Consider the following 19,517-nt stretch of genomic DNA (forward strand, 5'->3'; position numbering starts at 1 on the left):
CACCATCCGTACCATGTAACGCTGATTGAAAAATTTTCCCAACTTTACATAATTGTAACTTTTTACCTATTATTGTATGATAGTTCCAAAGACCCGCAAACCTTCCAGATCCGCACCCCCGCCATTAATCAAACGTTTGATTAATAGAATATTCTTACACTTGAAGCCCTTTGCTGGTATACTAATCCTACGGGAAAAGTAGGAGGTAAAAGCATGAAAATCGGAGCGCTTATAAAGTATTACCGTACAAAAAAAGGGATGACCCAAAGGGAATTGGCCCAGGGGATCTGCTCCATCTCCCACCTCAGCAAAATAGAAAACAACTCAAAAGAAGCCCATGATGGCACGATCAACTTATTGCTGAACAAGCTTGGCATCACTTTACAGCATGCAGAAGATAAACAGGAACAGATTGAATCCCAGATTGAGGATCTTATCACCAAACTCACCTACTATCAGAAGGAAGAGGCCGAACAAGCTTTCCAAACCCTGCATAAAGCAGAAGAGCTGATCACCTTTACTCCATACATAAACTACTATTCTCTCTGGAAATTCCGCTATCTTATCTTCATTGGCGACATAAAAGGAGCAGCGGCCCAGAAAGACCATCTTAGTAAGATAAAAAAGAATTTTTCCCAACATGAAACCTATTTATACAGCTACTTCAATGCGTTATCTTTAATACAGGCAGGTCAGCAGGAAAAAGCAGACAAAATCCTCAGCAGCCTGATTGAGGATAAAGTGAAGGAAAGCGCTATCGGGGCCGGTGATTTGTTTTACCATCTCGGACTTGTCAAAAGCATTAAGGAAGAGTCCGGGGCAGCCGTCCATTATGGAAAGAAAGCCTTGGCACATTTTTCGGACCAATTCAATTTTAAGCGGATCCTCCACACCTTGATGCTGCTGGGAATCAATTATACGCATGCGGGCATTTACAATGAGGCAGCTGAGTGCTTCAGGCATCTGCTCCGGAACATCGAGGCTTTGAAGATTGAAGCAGCCCTGCTGCCGCAGATTTATCATAATATGGGCTATCTTTACAGAAGGACAAATGACCTGAAGAAGGCCTCATTGTATTACAAAAAAAGCCTGGACCTTCATTCGGCCGAATCGCCCTACTATTTGATCAGCCTGTATGCCTATGCCGAGACGCTTTATAAATTCGGCGATAATGACAGCAGAATTCATTTTGAAAAACTGAAAATGATCTCACAGAAAGTCAGCTCCAGAAAATACGAACTGATGGCCCATTATTACCTCACCATCTTTGTGGATGAAAGCAAGGCTATTGAGTTTTTGCAGGAAAGGCTTCTGCCCTTTCTCGAGAAGACACATGAGCACGAAAATGAGCTTCTGGAATTCTATCAGATGCTTGCAAGGCAGCTGGTCCTTACCGGAGAGTACGAACAGGCCATCCATTACATCTCAAAATACAGGGAGGAATTACATTAGTATGAAGAAAAAATATATGTTTCTGCTGATTGCTGCTTTTGGTTTCCTGGTTCATTACAGTGATCCCGCCACTTCTGCATCCAAAAGCTCCTTTGCCGCATTAGAAAATACTGATGACCGTCCCATCCAGCCCCCTTTAAAGGAAGACAGTTAAGATTACAGTTCCTCTAATATTTTTCCTCCGTCATATTCCTCCCTTCACTGAAAAGAGAGCTGCTTCTTCACTAGAAGCAGCTCTCTTTCTATTTAAGTATGTGAACTATCTGCGATGCTTATCGAAAAATTTTTAATAGACTCCAACATTATCCCAGGCAGTTCTCACCGCATTATAAGCAGAGCTTCCGCTTCCATATAAGTCAGCTGCAGACTGCAGGAGCGCTGCGCGTGCATAGCTGAAATTACTCGTCGGCGTCAGATAGACAGTCAGGGCACGGTAGTAGATTTTTTCGGCCTGGGCCTTGCCGATGCTGCTGATTGTATAGTAGGCAGCTTTATTCGGGATTCCGCTGTTGATATGGACGCCTCCATTATCGGAGCTTGTGTTCACATACTGGTTCATATGCTCAGGCTGCCCGTACAATGTCGGGTTGGACATGCTGCGGAGAGCATCGCCGGAACGGCCTGGGGTGTACACATCCTCACCCATCAAGAAGTCGCCTGGATCAAGGAAATATCCAAACACATCGGAGAAGGACTCGTTCAGGGCACCGGACTGATACTGGTACTGCAGATTGGCTGTCCTTTCAGTGACCGCGTGGGTGATTTCATGGGCCACTACATCAAGGGCTCCAGAGAGAGAGGTAAATTGGGAGCCATCACCGTCTCCATACACCATCTGCGAACCGTTCCAGAACGCATTATTATAGCGTGATCCGTAATGGACCGTTGATCGGATGGTTGCCCCGTTATTGTCGAAGCTGTTGCGGTTATGCGTGTTTTTAAAATAATCATAAACCTTGCCGGCATAATAATGCGCATCCACATCCGCCCTCTGATTGGTCGCAGTCCATGCATTATTGCTGTCGGCGGAACGCGAGCCTGGCAGGGAAGATCCGTTATTGGCTGTGAAGGTCTCAATGACTCCATTCATTGGCTTTGTAACATCATATAAGTAATAAGTTCCGCCAGAAGAATAAGTATTCAATGTTTTGGAGCCGCCGGTCACGCCAGTGCCTGTTCCTGTTGCAGCCGCATCTGCCACAGCATTATAGGCTTCAACAATATTGCCGTTTTTCGCGTCGACGAAGATCTGCCAGTTCGCCCCGTACGGCTCGATGAACTGCAGCTGGACCTTATAAGCGAGAGTGTACACCCCGTCCTTTTCATGGATGACAAGGTCATTTTTCACATGCGTATTTTTCACTTCACTCTTTTTGCCGGCTTTTTCGAGGTCAGCAGGCACAGCCTGATCGCTGCTGCCGTTTGTATCCGCTTCTGTCAGATTGATATTTTTCCAGGCAAGATCAACCGCTTCCTTTTTGCTGATTGCTGCTTTTGTGTTTGTCACCTTTTCGGAAGCATCTTCAAATAATTGCCCTGTCGCTGCAGTTACATCATTATTTTTATCTGTATGCACCCTGAAGATAGCTCCCTCCACGGGCACTCCATTAATGGCCTGAGAAAATTTGTAGTGCTTCATCCCAAGATCATCTGTCTGTGTTTCAAGCAATGTCAGTTCCTTGGCTGGATCCACTTTGAACAGGTCTTTGTTTTCCTGGATGAATTGTTTGACTTCATCCTTATTTTTAATCTTCTTTTTCGATAGCTTTCCTGCTATGAATTTAGGGGCATGCTTGCCTTTTTCATCCTGCTTCTGCTGAAGCTCCATCTGGTTCTGCAGTTTTTCTGAGGGAGATAGACCGTAGGCAGTGGCTGCCGGAAATGCGGCACTTAAGGCTAAGGAAGTACCAAGTACGATTGCTGTTAACTTTTTTGGCATAAAATTATCCCCTTTTCAGCTATTATTTAGGATCAGCTAATCCATTGCTACACGTGTTAGGGATAATTCTAGTCTCGCAGATCAAGGCTAGCAATCAACCAATATACCCAGCATCCCTATATTGACTGATATGGATAGATTATTAGAAAAATGTCTAAAATTTTCCCAATACAATTTGGGAGGAAAATATATTAAATGGTACTGTTTGCACCTTTTGTTATTCCAAATATTTCACTAGATATCTTTTTATGTTTAATTTTCAGAATAATCCAGAATATTTTTCCCCATATTTCTTGATAACTGCTTCCTTAAATGTGGTGACTTCCCCTTTAGCTTAGTTAGGTAATAAGTTACGTGAAAAAACCAAAATATACTAAATTGATATTTTTATGTTTGATGAAAATGTTTGGTCTGGGTCGTGGAAATATAAGATACAGGAATCCTTGGAAAAATAGTTTCCTGTAAAAACAAAAAAGAGCCTTGATTAGGCTCTCGATTCACTACTTCGCGTATACTTTAATTTTAACAGTCTTGCTGCCCCACTGCAGGGCCTGCTGGCGGTTTGGAATGAACACATCAATCTTATTGCCTTTTACAGAAGATCCTTTATCGGCAGCAACAGCTTCTCCATAGCCGGGTACATACACTTTTGTACCGAGCGGAATAATCTTCGGATCTACTGAAATTACCTTAAGGCCGGGATTTTTCTTTAAATTTAAACCTGTGGCGGTAATGCCGCTGCAGCCTTTGCAGCTGGCAGTATATGCAGTGGCTTTCACAGTGATTTCTTTATAAGTAGCTTTTTTGGCAGGTGCAGGAGCCTTGGCCGACTTTACAGAATTGGCTGGGGCAGAGGCTGAAATTGCCAGATTTTGGTTTATTTTAATTATATCTGAACTTAGCTTATTCCAGGTCTTGATTTGCTGAACTGTGACATGATACTTTTTGGCGATTGCCCAAAGCGTGTCACCTTTCTTAACTTGATATGTATTTCCAGAGGCAAGAGTGGCGGTTGAAAATCCAAAGGACAAAACAATAGATGCTGTAAGTGCTAATAGTATTTTTTTCAAACCGATTCTCCTTTAACTTCTTTCATAGGAACATGTTAACAGTTAAAGGTAACAGGAATATTTCAATAGATTGCTAATTGTGTTACAAAATATGATGCTGAAATGTGTTTTTGTAATATAACAGATGGAGCTGCTTAAGGCCCAGATGTGCAAAAGAAAAGCCATGACCGCCAAAGTTAAGGCGGTCACGGCTTTAAATAGTCTATTCTAATTCCTTCAGCTTTGCTTTGGATGGAGTTTGATAGGTGATATACCCTTCCATATCTGTAACATAATATCCTCCCCCTAATCCATACTGGCCACCAAAGTGATCATCATAGCGGTAAACCCTATATTGAACTCCAGCAGCCAGCACACGGGCAAACACCAGCTTGCCGCCTTCTCTTTTCCAAAGATTAATAGGCTTCTTAATAGTGACTTTTCCAATCTGACCTTTCTTCATAAGTAAGCCATCCCAATATACTTCCTTGCCCTGCTTCTCTTTTTTCGGACCTATGCTGCCTTCCTTGATCCACTTTGCAACGTCATGAATAAGCTCTTTTGCTACATTTCCAGGCTTCATATATTCAGTTATCCCATTAGGCTCCCCACTGATGTCAGCAAGCATGTGGAACATATCTGGATAAGATTTAAATTCAGTATTTTCGAGATTTTTAAGTTCCCGCTGAAGTGCCTCATATTCAGACATTGGCACCTGTATATCTTTTTCCCCTTGAAGAAAAAGCATGGGGACAGTCTGAGTTTTAGCTAAATCCGCAGGCTTATAATCTCTCAGGCTGAACCACCAGTAAGGATTCTGCAGCATGAAACCTGGCGGAATCAACGTTTTTGTATGCTTTGGATCTTCCAGGATTTTAAATTGCTTCGTATAGAATTCCAGCTCCTTCTCCATGGTTTGTACTTGATTTTCAGGTGCTTTCAGTTCCTTTGCCCGAGCCACAGACTCTTTCATCTGCCATATCACCAAATCCTGAAATTTGCTTGCTGGCCCAGCTGCATTAATGACGCCTTTTATATCACCTTTTTTGTCATTTTCAACTATTAGGGGTGATGCATAGGCTCCCTGGCTGTGGCCAAAGATAAAGATCTGTTTTTTATCCACTTCCGGGATTGATTTCAACCTCTCCACTGCAAGATTCGCATCGAGAACAGTCTCCTCCTGAAGAGAGAACTTTGGGTCCAGTGCAGATTTCACCGTATGCACCCTGGTCCTCTTATCATATCGGAGAACAGCGATGCCTTCATTGGCCAGCCCGGCAGCTATATCCCTAAAAGGTTTAAAGTTATACATTGTCTCGTCCTTATCGTGGGCTCCTGACCCATGGACAAGAACCACAGCAGAAAAAGGTCCTTTTCCTTTTGGAACAGTCAGCAAGCCAGGGAGTGCGAACTTGCCGCTTCCGATCACAATTTCCTTTTCAATATAGTTTTGTTGATCATAGGCGGGGACAGGAACATTTGACGGCTGTATCGGATCAAATAAAAAGTCATCGATGTTCCCTTCTTTATCAAGACGAATGATGATACTAAAGGCACCCTTTTCTGCTTCTGCAGAGAAAGTGACATTCGTATGGACCCCATTATCTTCATATTTCTTAAATCTGGTTTCCTTTAATCTGCCAAATGGAGCGAGAAGCCCTGTCCAGAGCTGCTGTAAGACCTCACTCGAAAGAGATTCTTTAAGATTGCTTCCAAGCAGTGCCTGTGCATTGTTCCACTTGCCTGAATCAGTTAGAGCAAGGAATTCCTTTGCCCTATCTTTATGGCTATCTTGCTGATCTGCCTGGGCATATACTGGTTCGCCCATGCGCATCGCGCCTTCCGAAACAGCCCCCAGACTGATCATTCCTGCTAAAATCCACTTCCCATAAGTTTGCAGTTTCATACATTTTCCTCCTTCTCTTTTTTCCTGCTATTCTTTTACGTATAAGAAGGATGAAAAGTTCAAAAATAGATAATTTTACCACTAATAAATATTGGTAAATTACTAGTTATATTTGTTATCTTTTTAGTAGATGGAAAAAGGAGGGAATAGAATGAAAATAAGAATGATGATGGTGCTTTGTCTTTTAGCCCTTTCACTCACTGCATTCAACGGCCAAGCCTCTGCTGCTCCTGTCATGTGGGGAAAAACAGAGTTAAAAAAAGGCCAGCTCGGTAAAGTGACAGTCATGAAGGAGGTTATGCTGTTTCAGTTAAAGAAATCATATATTGAACCTGTCAGGATGCTTAAGCCGGGCGAAGAATTCCGTGTTTATAACACTAAAACTATCCGTTTTATTCCGTTATATGGGCTGGGCGGCAGCATGTATGTCATTCAAAATGATAGTGATGACAATGACAGCTATATTAAATATGAGACACCTTCTAAACGGAAGCTCGCATTATTGAACAATGTTTCCCACAGTCCTGTTATGTGGGGCGATATGGAACTGAAAAAAGGGCAGGTCGGAAGAGTCACCACGCTGGAATCCGGATTTTCTATCTTTAAATATGAGGATGGAAAAATGGTGCCTGCAAGACATGTAAATAAGGGAGAAACATTTCGGGTATACGGGATTGTTAAAGATGCGAATACAACCAATTATGCTCTTGGCGGAAACTTATATGCGTATAGAAGCAGCATTCGAAAAGATGGAAGTGAATATATGCAGAAAAATTTAAAATATGAGACGCCTTCTAAAGAAAAACTCGACCTGGTAAACCAGTAAATATCCCCGGTTAACAAAAAACGGACCGGCAGCTGCATTATGCTGCCGGTCCGTTTTGCAAATCCGGTTACAAACCCGTTCTTCTAATTACCCGTTTCTGCTCCGCTCAGCCCATTATCAAACATATATTCCAGGCCTTCCTCAAAACCCAGGCCCCATAAATTTGTATCATGCCCGCCGTTTAAGATTCTGAGTTCTGCCGGGCTCCCCGGGACTTCCTCCCACTTTTCGAAGGAGCGGTTAAAAACGTTGGAGCGATGAAGATGCTGATAAAGGGTGACTGCCTGAACCTCCATATTGTATGTGTAGGAGTCTTCAGGCAGGTCTTCCTTTTCGCTCACATGGTTCCAGTCATCATCGCCGGCATAAATATAGATTGGCACTTCATAAGGCTGCTCTCCATATTGCTCAAGAGCGGCAGGATAATTAAGAGCATCCCAGGTGGCCGGATCAAACGGCTCACCGAACGACCCCCGTTCAACAGCTCCGGATGTTGCAGGTGCCTCATCATGCTGGAGGGCAGGACTCAGCAATGAGGCAGCGGCAAATTTATCCGGATAGGTCAGAGCATATCTTAAAGCGCCATATCCTCCCATGGAGTAACCGACAAGGCCTCTCCCTTCCCGCGATGCGATGGTTTTATAGTTCTCATCAATTTCATTTACCAGGTCTGAAACCACTGCAGTCTCGACAGCACCAAATTTTTCTGAATCAACCCAATAGCTGTTCCCTGTAATCGGGGCTACCGCTATGACAGGGCCGATTTCTTTGCTTTCTATCTTCTTATCCAGGATAGGCCAGAACTTATTCCAGCTCTTTTCGTCTCCCCAGCTTCCATGCAAAAGATATAAAACGGGGTAATGCTTATTTTCTTCAGCATCGTAGCCTGACGGCAAATAGACCTGATAAGGAAGGGAACCGCCGCCATCTCCAGCAACTTCTCCAAGGATTTTGGACGTGACGGTTCCTTTCCTTTTGGAAATATATTGAGAAGCATCATAAACGGGTGAAAATTCCGGTGCTTCCGGCTTCCCAAATAGATATTTCAGCCCCTCTTCAAACCCTTTCAGCCAGACATCCATCCCATGCCCGCCGTTGATGATCCGGAGTTCGGCAGGATTGGCCGGCACATCCTCCCATTTTTCAAAATCGGCAGCAAAAAGGTTTTTCCTGTGCAGCTCCTGATACAGCTGGACAGCCTGGACTTCCATATTATATTTGTAAGCATCTGCCGGCAGATCTTCCTTCTCGCTCAAGTGGTTCCAATCATCATCTCCTGTGACGATGTAGATCGGTAGGCGGTGCGGCTGTTTCACATAAGAGTCGATGCCTGTCGGGTAATTTTTGCTGGTCCAGGCCTCGGGATCATATGGATCTCCAAAGCTCCCCCTTTCCACCGCTCCTGAAGTAGCAGGCGGTTCGCCGTTCTGGATGGCCGGGCTGAGGAGCACAGTGCCGGAGAATAGATCCGGATAGGTCAGGCTGTATCTCAATGCCCCGTAGCCGCCCATTGAATAGCCGGAGATATAGCGGCCTGTGCGGTCCTTTTTCGTATGATACTTTTTATCGATCATCGGGATAAGGTCCTGGATAACGGCTGATTCATAATGGCCATACTTTTTGGAATCGACCCAATAGCTGTTCCCTGTGGATGGGACAACGGCGATGACCGGGTCGATCACCCCTTTTGCAATCATTTCATCCAGCTTAGGCCAAAATTCATCCCAGCTGTCTTCATCCCCATTGCTGCCATGGAGCAGATAAAGGACCGGATAGCCTTCTTTTCGTTTTTTATCATAGCCTGCGGGCAAATAAACCTTGTAGGATAACTTATGCTGCTTTAGGGTTTCATCATGGATGAGTGCTTGTGAGGCAATGGAATCTGTAATCTGGACACTTTCCTGCTTCTGTTTAAAAGCAAATGCGTCCGGTGCGATGGACGCCAATACAAAAAGAATCAGTAATGCTGCGATATTTACCTTCCTGGCCATGCATACCCTCCTCAAATATATTCCGTCATCCCGCCTATACCTTCCTTTTGGTCGATTCCCTTATGACGAGGCGGACATCCAGTACGGTCTGGCTTTCGTATTCCCCTTTGTTCTCAATCATTCCAACCAAACGGGCAGCAGCGACTGTCCCGATGCTGAAGATCGGCTGTTCAATGGTGCTCAGCTCAGGTTCAACCATTTCGCCAAGCTTGATTCCGTCGAAACCAATGACGGCAATATCCTCCGGCACCTTTTTCCCAAGCTGCTTCAATGTTTTCAGTGCACCGATGGCCATCATATCATTGGCAAGAAACAGGCCGTCAATATCGCCGTGCTGCTTCAACAGTGCTCCGGTTAAAGATTTGCCGCTTTCCAGGGTAAAATCCCCCTCCATAATGATGGGGCTCCCGTCCGGCAGCTGCTCTGCCAGTATCTCTTTATATCCCAGAAGGCGTTCAATCGAAGGAGGAAATGTATGCGGCCCGCTAATATGGGCAATTTTCTTACAGCCGCTCTCAATCAAATGGCTGACCGCAAGCCTTGCCCCCTTTCTGTGATCCATCCCGATGCTGTTAGGAGAATCATGGTCGGCTGCCCGGTCGATCCGGACAAATGGAACATGAAGTGCATCCAGCTCATTGAGGATTTTTTGGCTGAATTGAAATGAGGCAAGGATCAGTCCATCAATATAACGGCTTTCAAGATTCCTCCAGAAGACGCTGTCCTGCAGGCTTTCTTCATCCGCATGAATCAGGATGAGCGAATACCCCTTTTCCTTCGTTTTTTTTTCAATCGACACAACAAGTTCCGGGAAAAAGGGATTGGTGATCTCCGGGATGATCAAAGCAATGGTATCCGTTTTTTTCCTGGCCAGGCCGCGGGCTATTTCATTGGGACGGTAATCCAGCTCCAGCATTACTTCCTGGATCTTCTCTCCGGTCCTTCCGCTGATATATCCGCTGCTGTTTATATAGCGTGAGACAGTGGCCACCGAAACTCCGGCTTTACTGGCAACATCCCGGATGGTGCTGTTTTTTTTCATGGAGCTATTCCCCTCTTAGCGGAAAGCTCTTTTCCGTTCTGCAGGATTCCATCGGAATACAGGCAGACATGAAAAGAGCTTCGCTTATTTAAAAATTATCCTTCTGCTTTCACTTTAAAAGAATGGACCACCATTTCCCCTTCATCCATACAGCCGAAGCCATACATTCCATAATCAAGGGTTTCATCCTGATAGGACAGAACAGTCAGACCGTTGATATAAAATTTAATAGAGCTGCCCCTGCATTCTGCCCTGAATGTATACGGCTTTCCATGCTGCCACTCATAAGGGACTGTCAGAAGACGCTTTTGCCCGAAGTCATTCAGAATGAGCGAAACCTTATTCTCCCCGTCAAAACCGGCATAATAGCCGCGCTTTATTCCGGGTGCCCGGAACAGCAAAAGATGGCTGCCGCCTCTCACCGGCTCAACTTCTGCGGTCAGCACAAGGCTGCGGGTGTAATAATTCCCGGTAAATGAAGCACTGTCACCTTCACTTATGCATCTGATGGAATTTCCTTCAACCGTCCACTCTCCTCCGCTGTGGGAAAAAGGCATAAGGCTGAGAAACTCCCTTTCCAGTCTGGAAAAATCGATTTCATAGTCGGCGCTAGCATGGATATGGAATGAACTGATATATAGGGCACCGAAAGCGCGGGCAGTCAATATGGAAGGGCTTTCAATTTTATAGCCGATTTCATCGATCATCCTGCCCTTTGTATCCGGAATGATAAACTCGAGCTTCTCCCATGTCCCCTCCTTTAACAGCACCTTATCCATCACGATGTCTTCCTGTGTGGAGGTGTCCCTCACATAAGGGGTGATATAAATGCCCGACCCCTGCCATTTATCAAGATAAAGCTCTGCAGTCACCGTTTGCCCGCTGTATGCCTGCGGGGAAAAGACCGGCTTGTATTTTTCATCATTGAAATCCGACCGGCGGTAATATGGCTTATAAAAAACCTTTCCAAAGTCCCCATCAACCATACGGTCAAAGATGACTTCAAGCGAGCCGCCCCCTATTCCGGAATGATGGCGGAGGGCCGGAATCTTGAAGGAATTGCTGGTGCGGAATCCATGGGTGGAACCCGGAAGAGCAAAATCAAAGTACACCTCTCCCTTCCTGGCCTCAAGCCCATCAGGAGGAGTCTCGCCGGCCATTTTGTATCCGAGGAGGGCCAGCTCCTTTGAAAAGGTCGGCATATCGATGATATTAAGATAACCGGATACGCTGGAAGCGACGATATAATCATTCATCGGCTTCCGGTAATGGACCGGTATTCCCTCAAGGCCGTTCATCACACCAACGATCGTACCGACATTCCCGGCGTTGCAGTCGGTATCCCAGCCGCACATGGCTGCAATCTCAATGGTTCTTGCGAAATCGCCTTTTCCATATATAAGGGCAAGTGCACATACTCCGGCATTCGGGATGATATGGCAGATTCCTGTATATTTATCATATCCCCAGTCCTCATGCAGGTAGCGGAGGCAGGCACGGAAATCATCCGGATTCTCCCGATGGCAGTCCATGACCGCATTCACAACCTTGCTGTACAGCGAATCATCAGGTATGACACTCAGGCCTGCCTCAATCACCTCATCTACCGCTCCGGTTTCAAAAGCCTTTGCGATGCATGCAGCCATGAAGCGGGCGCCATATAACCCGTTTTTATCATGGGAAACACTTGCCGCCATCTCGGCATAATGCGCAGCCCGCTCTATATTGCCGGGAAAAATAAGTCCCCAGCTGTCCACAAATATCTGGCCGCCAATCTGCTCAGCCATAATGATTCCATTTTCTTCAGCAGATCCTGACCTTGGGGCGGGGATGCCGTTCTTCAGGTTCATGTATGCCCTGTGCTCTGAGCTGATATCCTCTCCGCCCCACCAGATCATCCCGACATTTTCGCGGCAATAGTTCAGCCAGGCCCTTCCCACATCCTGCGGCTCCAGCTCCCTGTCTGCAGCATCATCATAAAGCGCCCGGATAAAGAACACAGGTCCATTAGCATCATCATCTGCCGAGAATGTTTTGTAGTCCTTTACATACCCCTTGATTTCTCCATATACGGCCTGGATTCTTTCTGCTGTCCATTCTGTCGGCTCCACCGGGACACCCAGCCTGATGCCGGCATTCATACCCAGAAAACCGGCATAGACCTTATGCAGATAGTTGTCAGAAATCAATTCCTCACTCCCGTTTCTATTGCTGAAGCAATCTCTGTCTCTTTTCGTTCAGCAGAATATCCTCCCGGATCAGCTCCTGAGCCAGCATGGCGAATTCATCAGCAAGCTCCATGAGGTCCATCTTATTCGTCTCTTCCAGCAGCTCAATATCCTGCTGGGCCAAAACATCTTCTCCATGCATCGCCCCAAGGATCGCACCTGCCATGACCCCTATCGAATCGGTATCACGCCCGGAATTGATGCCGTCATAAACAGAATGATAGAAATTCCCGTCATTCAGGACAATAAAGGCCAGTGCCATTGGCAGCTCTTCTATTGAGAAAAGGCGACTTGGCGTATAATGATTGGATGCTAGCCCAGCTTTCTCCATTTTCCGGTGGACATCATCTCCCATCGGCGAATATGGGGCCATTTTCTCCTGCAGCGTCCGGACCACTTCGTCCATCCCTGCTTCTTTTGACCGAAGCTCAAAAGCCGCTTCAGTCAGATCACGGATTGCTTTTTGGGTGCCGTCCTTTGCATACAGCAGCGCCGTCTCAACAATATCAGCCGCTCCGGCGCCAGGCTCGAACGCCCTCGCCACACAGGCGGCAAACACCCCGGCTGCCTCCAGTCCATAGCTGACCTGGTGGCCAATGGCAAACAGGATCGCCTCATCATAGGCAGCCTTCGGATTGCCAGCATTCACGATCCCTATCGGCGTGCAGTACATGGCGGCACCGCAGTTGACCATATTGCCATGGCCGCCTTCACGCGGCTCGCAATTGGCCAGGACATGGCGGAGAAAAATATGCTTTTCCGGATAAAAAAGCCTGTCAATGATAAGCCCTTCTTTGCCGAATTCAGGAATATACGTTTTTCGGAATGCAATCTCCTTGATGAATTCCTTCCCCATATCATATGCATCAAGATGCCTTTTTTCCTTCAGATAGACATAAATCAGAGCACGCATCATAAGGGTGTCATCTGTCACGATCCCATTGCCGCGCTTTCTCCCGAGATTAATCTCGGGAGAGTTTGCCTTGTACCATTCTGTCCGAAGCGATTCGACTCGCCCGTACTTTTCCTTGATCTGCTCATAGCTCAGCTTCTCAATAGGCGCTCCAAGGGCATCGCCCAGGGCAGCCCCGAAAATTGCGCCTATTACTCTTTTTTGAAAAGATATCATGAAAGTCTCCTTACTTGATATTTTCATTCGCATAGCTGGTGATTTCTTTTCCGCCCGCCTGGTTCCACTCGTCCACAAACTTATCGAAATCGCTGACAGGGCGCTTGCCGGTAATGATATCTGTGGCATATTCCTTATAAAGATTCTCCATCGCATCCCAGTTGGAAATATACTGCTCCGGTAGGATGAAGCTATTGTCTTCCTTATAAAACTCATTGGCCAGGTCTCTTGATTTCTGTGCAGGCTCACTCAGCAGCGGTGTTTTCAATGCTTTTTCAGTGTTGAATTCAGCCGGCTCCCAGAACCTCGCATACCACTCACTGTAATATTTGTCAGTCAGCTCGATGCCGCTGTCTGTTGCGTTATAATGTTCTCCTTCAAATCCAATCCTGTCCAGGAGCTGCCCTTTATCACTGGCCAGATAATCGAGCACCTCAAACGCAGCATCTTTATGCTTGGATTGTGATGAAATCGCCATTCCGCGCGATTCTTTTGTGATATCGGTTGCTGTAAAGCCCTGGTCCTCGCCTTTGGCCGGCGGGAGAACGACAAGGCTCGCTTCATCGCCGTTGACCTGCTTCATTTTTCCATCATAGATATCAATGACCTTTCCATTGGTGCCTACGATTACGGCTGTTTCTCCATCATAGAAAGCTTTTTCCTTTGTATCCCATTGCTTTGTCAGATACTGCTGATCAAGCAGCCCTTCTTCATAAAGCTTGTTGTAGAATTCCAGCTTCTCTTTTTCCTTGTCAGATACCTTCGAATAGACATATCCATCGCCTTCCTTCAGCCATGTCTGATTCAGGCCGAATGCCATTTCAAAAATATAGTCAAGCTCTGTGATATCTCCTGCTGCCGTGATGGCATTCGCCGGCTTGCTTCCTCCAGGCGGGTTTTCTACAAGCTCCTTAAAGAAGTTATAATAGTTGTCAATCGTCGGATTTTCTATCAGCTCTTTAGATCCGGCTGTTTTATCAAACCAGTCTTTGCGGATGACCGGAGTCTTGCTGTCCAAAGGCTTGATCCAAAGAAGATAAGGATAATTAGCCAGCCTTTTCTCGTTATGCGGCTCCAGGATATTTTTCACATTTTCAGATTTCTCAATATAAGGGCCCAGATCCTCCAGGAGATCCTGGTCGGCAATCTGCTGGTCTCCACCCTGGAAATAGATCAAATCAGGAATGTCACCGCTCATCAGGAGCAGATTCAGCTTTTCTGCATAATTCCCCTGCGGCATCTCTACCAGTTCAAACTTTACATCCATATCTTTATCCTCTTTCAAGGCTTTGGAAAGTGTTTCAAAATACTTCTGTGCAACCGGATTGGATGGACCTTCATCCTTATAGACGACCCTTAGTGTTGTTGAACCATCTTTTGATTCTTCTTCACCCGTATCGGATTCCTTTGAACAGGCAGTGACCAGGATCAGCATGAGCGACATGAATAACAGCAAATACTTCTTCATTGTGTTTCCCCCTCTTTCATTTAATGAATATTAATAGGAATGTATGCTGCAGGAAAAGGATGATCAGTCCTTAACACCCCCTTCAAGCGCTCCTTTCGCGTAGTATTTCAGGATCAAAGGATAAAAGATCAGCAGGGGAACGATTGAGATGATGATCGTTCCGGCCTGAAGCGATCCAAAATCCAGGGCAGCAATCTGATCGTAGGAAAGAACATTCTGCGCACCAAGCAGGGAGGTATTATCCCTCTCGACGACAAACTGCCTCAGAACCACCTGAAGCGGCCATTTGTCAGGGGTAGTCAGGTAAATCGTTGCCCGGAAATATTCATTCCAGTGATATACCCCGTAAAAAAGCCCCATTGTGGCAAGTGCCGGCTTTGAGAGCGGCAGCATGATTTTCGTAAAGATTTTAAAATGCCCTGCCCCGTCAATCCTTGCCGCTTCCAGGATGCTGTCCGGCACATCCTCAAAGAAGCGCATCATGATGAACAGATAAAATACGTTGATGGCTTTGTACAGGATCAGCGATAGATAGCTGTCCAGGAGGCCAAGATCCTTGACCAGCAGGTATTCAGGAATCAGCCCCGGCTCAAATACCATAACAACAATCAGAAATAGAATGACCAGCTTTTTCCCGATAAAATTCGTCCTGGCGAGCACATAAGCAGCCATGGCTGTCAAAAACAGATTCAATGCTGTACCGCAGATGGTGATCAGCAGGCTGTTAAAAATGCTCTTTACAATCAGCGGATTGGAGAACAGCACCTGATAATTGATGAGCGAGAAGCCTTTCGGCAGAATATCAAGGCCTTTCAGTTCATGCACCTTAAGCGGATCTGATAGTGACATGGCCAGCAGATTCAGGATCGGCACAAGGACCAGGAGCGAAATGATAATCAAAACTGTATAAATAATAACCATGGATATGCTAATTTTTCTCATTGTCCTCCACCTCCTACCAGACTCCTTTTCCGCTGACTTTTTTTGCGATAAAATGCGTGCTCAGGATCAGCACGACACCGATGACGCCTTTAAACAGACTTGCCGCCGTGGCATAAGCATATTGGCCATTCAATATCCCGATCCGGTACACATAGGTATCCAGGATGTCGATAACCGAAATGACCGAATCGTTGATCAGGTTGAACACCTGGTCAAAGCCTGCGTTCATGAAGAATCCGAGATTCAGGATGAATACGGTTATGATGGTCCCGTAAAGCTCAGGGATCGTGATGAACCTCATCTGCTGCAGCCGGGATGCGCCGTCAATCCTTGCCGCTTCGTATAGCGACGGACTGATTTTCATGATGGCCGCAAGATAGATGATCGAATCCCAGCCGGCACTTCTCCACATTTCCGAGAAAACCAGCACCCAGCGGATATGGTCTTTGCTCGTCATAAAGTCGAGCGATGGGAGCTGAAAGAAATTCCGGAGTGTATTCACTCCCCCATCAACCGGGCTCAGGAATGCGATCCACACCCCTGCAATGACCACCCAGGACAGGAAATGCGGAAGATAGACGACAGACTGGACATATTTCCTGAATGGGCCGTTCCGGACTTCGTTGATCATAAGCGATAGAATAATCGGAACCGGAAAAAAGAATATCATCTTCATCGTAGAAATGATGATTGTATTCCGCAGGACATCGAAAAATGCCGGCGAGCTGAAAAGCACTTTAAAATGCTTCAGCCCCACCCAGACATTGTCCCCGATAATCCGGTAATCCTGAAAAGCCAGCTTCATGCCAATAAGGGGAATCACATGGAATATGCCAAAGTAAACGAGTGCAGGAAGCAGCATCGCATACAGCACCCAGTCCGCCTTCAGCTTTTTAAAAACTCCCTGCACCATCCTGCTCCCCTCCCTTCATATAGACATCCAGTTCAGCCCTTGCCGGCATTCCGGTCTGGGCCCCCTTTTTTCTGACGGAAAGCCCCGCTGCCGCACTCCCAAACCTGATGCTCTCCTCCAGGGTCCACCCCTCGGACAGTCCGACAGCCATGGCCCCGCAAAAGGTGTCTCCAGCTCCGGTTGTATCCTCGGCCTTCACCTTCAGAGCCGGAACATGGACGATGCTGCTGCCGTCATGGAATTTAACGCCCTCTGTACCGCAAGTAATGACCAGCTTTTCCGGATATCGGGCAAGAGCTTCCTCTTTTGTCTCAGCTGTGCTGAGCACCATTTTGTATTCATGCTCATTAGGAGTCAGATAGGTTAATTGTCCGATCAGCTCAGGACTTAATTTTTGAGCGGGCGCCGGGTTTAAGATGATAACCTTCCCTTTGTCATGAAGCCTGGGCACGATATGTTCAATCATAGACAGCGGCGTTTCCAGCTGAAGAACAATGATATCGTGGCCCAGCAGGGAATCTGCCACTCTCTCAATATAGGAAATATCCGTATGCTGATTGGCACCGGGAATCACGATGATGCGGTTATCAGAACGGCAGATTTCAATGAAGGCCACGCCTGTATGGGCATCCGCCTCCTGCAGCATAGTAATGTCCACATTTTCAGAAAGCATTTTTTCCCTGACCAGCCGGCTGTTTTCGTCATTTCCGATGGAGCCGAACATCGACACCCTGCCTCCAAGGCGTGCGGCCGCTATTGCCTGGTTGGCGCCCTTCCCCCCGAGTGACATAAAGAAATCGCGGCCCATCACTGTTTCTCCTGCAGCCGGAAACTGGTCTGTTTCTGCAAAATAGTCCATGTTCAGGCTGCCTACCACTGCAATTTTTTTCATATTTCAACATCCTAATCTATTAGTAAGTTCATCAGCGGGGCATGCTGCTGGGCACCATACACATCCCTGTCGCCTGCTGATCCTGAGGAAATTTCTCTTAAAATGGTGATCTTAATCCCGAGGGCCTGATCGAAAAAAACAAAATGCCGCAGCTGATTCTCATTGATTCCATAAAGCCTGCACACGGTCTCCGGCGTCAGTTTGCCTGAATTCTTTACTCTTTCATAAGACTCCTCCGATTCAAAAAGGACATCCAATGTCAGTTCAAACGGGCCGGAATTTTTGCTGCGGAGAACCTTCGCCAATGTATATAAGCTATCCATCAGGGTCCCTCCTGCCTGAATTCGATCCTGAAAGGGTTTTCGGACATCTCCATTAAATGATAAACGGAAAATTCATAGACAGGACCGCACTCCACATCACTAGGGGCAAACGGAAAGGCGAGGTTTCCTGCCGTTGATTTACGCCCTTCATGCCCATAATGGAGAAAGGTCGACCGCGCTGTCGCACAAATGCTGTTTGCAAGCTCCTGTGTTTCGGCGGTTACCTCAAGGAGCACACCGATTTCATGGCCGCTGAACACCTCTGTCTCCCGGCTTCCAAGCACAGCATCCATTCCGTAGTTATAAAAACGGATCTGATAGGATTCCGGGGAAATCTCCGGATAGTAGGCATTTACCTGCTTTTCTACCTGCAGCTCGATGTCATGGATATTCTCAAGCAGAATCGGATCGCGGATGCCGGCAAAAACAATCGTCCGGTAGCTCGTTTTCCTTGCTCCCTCCAGCTTGATGAAATGCTGTTCGGCCGGGATATAGCGGCTGCCCGATACCTCAACCTCTCCTTCACCCAGTTCCGTAAATCGGCAATCACCCAAATCAAGTAAAAAACCAGGGCCGTGAAGCAGGAATGGATGCTCTTTTTCATAAAACGTATGGGCCGCTACGGAAATCTTCGTGCAGGTGCGGGATGGATTCAATGACCTGACGGTAAAGCAATCATCTTTGATGGTGCCAAGAATGCTGTCCTTAGTCGTGCCGGGTTCCGCACAAAGCGCTCCGCATTCAAGGATTTTCCCTAAATGATAGGAAAGCGCGGCATCCTTGCCATGAAAAATGCCGACGGCTGCAAATGGAGAAGGATCATAGGCGCGGCCGCATACAATAATATCGGCACCGCCCTCCAATGCCTCTAAAATAGGTTCATGTCCCATCTGGGCGACAATCCCGTTTGTTTCCTGAATTCTCTTGCCTGTAAGATCCGGGACATTGGGACTCATCGCCCTGACTTTTCCATTCTGCTGTGCTTCTATGACCTGTTCCTTTGAAATATCCGCCCAAATGACGGCAAGCTTCACAGAAAAACCTCTTTCTTCAAGGATTTCCCGAATCACTTCCAAGGTCGATTCTACATGCACCTTAGCCCCTGCACCTCCGGCGGAGCCAATGATTATCGGAACCTTGGCTGGGACGCCTTGGGATATCATGATTTCCAGGTCTTTTTTCAGCGCACGCCTGCTCACAATGGAAACCCCGGCACCAAGCTTATGGGGACCCGCATCCGTTGAACCGGCATCCACCACAATTGCATGCGGCTCCGCTTCCATCCCCCGCCTGAACGAGCTCTCCGGAAAACCATAGCCCAGCATCCCGCATGGAGAAAGGATTCTGACTTCCTTCATTCTCATCACCTCTATTATCAACTATGACGATTAACGTGTTTCTATGATTGAAATATGTA

At 46.6% G+C, this 19,517-nt stretch carries 16 protein-coding genes; 3 read left to right on the top strand and 13 right to left on the bottom strand.

The annotated features are described in order from the left end of the window. The first annotated feature begins 213 nt into the window (after nt 1–213). Nucleotides 214–1,452 carry a helix-turn-helix domain-containing protein gene (locus AC4E8B_RS21765; RefSeq protein WP_490215530.1) on the top strand — a complete coding sequence of 413 codons (1,239 nt, stop codon included), beginning with the start codon at nt 214–216 and terminating at the stop codon, nt 1,450–1,452. A gap of 1 nt (nt 1,453) precedes the next feature. After that, the gene (locus tag AC4E8B_RS21770; protein ID WP_490215531.1) at nt 1,454–1,606 is read left to right on the top strand and encodes a hypothetical protein; all 153 of its coding nucleotides are present in this window, start codon (nt 1,454–1,456) and stop codon (nt 1,604–1,606) included. Nucleotides 1,607–1,738: 132 nt separating this feature from the next. Here AC4E8B_RS21770 and AC4E8B_RS21775 read toward each other — a convergent pair whose 3' ends face one another. The 3 genes from AC4E8B_RS21775 to AC4E8B_RS21785 form a co-directional block, all read right to left on the bottom strand. After that, on the bottom strand, nt 1,739–3,391 hold the full coding sequence (locus AC4E8B_RS21775) for a M4 family metallopeptidase (protein WP_490215532.1): 1,653 nt from the start codon (nt 3,389–3,391) through the stop codon (nt 1,739–1,741). Nucleotides 3,392–3,891: 500 nt separating this feature from the next. Further along, the gene (locus AC4E8B_RS21780; protein WP_490215533.1) at nt 3,892–4,461 is read right to left on the bottom strand and encodes a 3D domain-containing protein; all 570 of its coding nucleotides are present in this window, start codon (nt 4,459–4,461) and stop codon (nt 3,892–3,894) included. Between the two features lie 202 nt (nt 4,462–4,663). After that, nucleotides 4,664–6,346, bottom strand: coding sequence for an alpha/beta hydrolase (locus tag AC4E8B_RS21785; RefSeq protein ID WP_490215534.1), 1,683 nt, complete (start codon nt 6,344–6,346; stop codon nt 4,664–4,666). 151 nt (nt 6,347–6,497) lie between these two features. On the opposite strand from AC4E8B_RS21785, the gene AC4E8B_RS21790 reads away from it, so the two are divergent. Then, a complete protein-coding gene (locus AC4E8B_RS21790) occupies nt 6,498–7,172 on the top strand; it encodes a hypothetical protein (protein WP_490215535.1) in 675 nt (224 codons plus the stop codon). 83 nt (nt 7,173–7,255) lie between these two features. Here AC4E8B_RS21790 and AC4E8B_RS21795 read toward each other — a convergent pair whose 3' ends face one another. The 10 genes from AC4E8B_RS21795 to AC4E8B_RS21840 all read right to left on the bottom strand — a co-directional run bounded on the left by AC4E8B_RS21795 (nt 7,256) and on the right by AC4E8B_RS21840 (nt 19,464). After that, the gene (locus AC4E8B_RS21795; protein WP_490215536.1) at nt 7,256–9,163 is read right to left on the bottom strand and encodes an alpha/beta hydrolase; all 1,908 of its coding nucleotides are present in this window, start codon (nt 9,161–9,163) and stop codon (nt 7,256–7,258) included. Nucleotides 9,164–9,197: 34 nt separating this feature from the next. Beyond that, nucleotides 9,198–10,205: a LacI family DNA-binding transcriptional regulator gene (locus AC4E8B_RS21800; RefSeq protein ID WP_490215537.1), complete on the bottom strand. Its 1,008-nt coding sequence runs from the start codon at nt 10,203–10,205 to the stop codon at nt 9,198–9,200. Nucleotides 10,206–10,300: 95 nt separating this feature from the next. Further along, nucleotides 10,301–12,394 carry an ADP-ribosylglycohydrolase family protein gene (locus AC4E8B_RS21805; protein WP_490215538.1) on the bottom strand — a complete coding sequence of 698 codons (2,094 nt, stop codon included), beginning with the start codon at nt 12,392–12,394 and terminating at the stop codon, nt 10,301–10,303. A gap of 16 nt (nt 12,395–12,410) precedes the next feature. Next, complete coding sequence (locus tag AC4E8B_RS21810) at nt 12,411–13,562, bottom strand: ADP-ribosylglycohydrolase family protein (RefSeq protein WP_490215539.1); 1,152 nt, start codon at nt 13,560–13,562, stop codon at nt 12,411–12,413. Nucleotides 13,563–13,572: 10 nt separating this feature from the next. After that, nucleotides 13,573–15,030 carry an extracellular solute-binding protein gene (locus AC4E8B_RS21815; protein ID WP_490215540.1) on the bottom strand — a complete coding sequence of 486 codons (1,458 nt, stop codon included), beginning with the start codon at nt 15,028–15,030 and terminating at the stop codon, nt 13,573–13,575. Nucleotides 15,031–15,093: 63 nt separating this feature from the next. Next, nucleotides 15,094–15,972 carry a carbohydrate ABC transporter permease gene (locus AC4E8B_RS21820; protein ID WP_490215542.1) on the bottom strand — a complete coding sequence of 293 codons (879 nt, stop codon included), beginning with the start codon at nt 15,970–15,972 and terminating at the stop codon, nt 15,094–15,096. 13 nt (nt 15,973–15,985) lie between these two features. Then, on the bottom strand, nt 15,986–16,885 hold the full coding sequence (locus tag AC4E8B_RS21825) for an ABC transporter permease (protein ID WP_490215543.1): 900 nt from the start codon (nt 16,883–16,885) through the stop codon (nt 15,986–15,988). Beyond that, nucleotides 16,866–17,777, bottom strand: a complete 912-nt coding sequence (locus tag AC4E8B_RS21830) for a ribokinase (RefSeq protein WP_490215545.1) — start codon at nt 17,775–17,777, stop codon at nt 16,866–16,868. The genes AC4E8B_RS21825 and AC4E8B_RS21830 overlap by 20 nt, the downstream gene beginning before the upstream one ends. Before the next feature lie 11 nt (nt 17,778–17,788). Beyond that, entirely contained in the window at nt 17,789–18,100 is a 312-nt protein-coding gene (locus AC4E8B_RS21835) for a DUF4387 domain-containing protein (RefSeq protein WP_490215546.1), read from the bottom strand. Continuing rightward, nucleotides 18,100–19,464: an acyclic terpene utilization AtuA family protein gene (locus AC4E8B_RS21840; protein WP_490215547.1), complete on the bottom strand. Its 1,365-nt coding sequence runs from the start codon at nt 19,462–19,464 to the stop codon at nt 18,100–18,102. Before AC4E8B_RS21840 ends, AC4E8B_RS21835 begins: the two co-directional genes overlap by 1 nt. Between the last annotated feature and the right edge of the window lie 53 nt (nt 19,465–19,517).

Source organism: Bacillus sp. SRL543 (genome assembly GCF_984799205.1).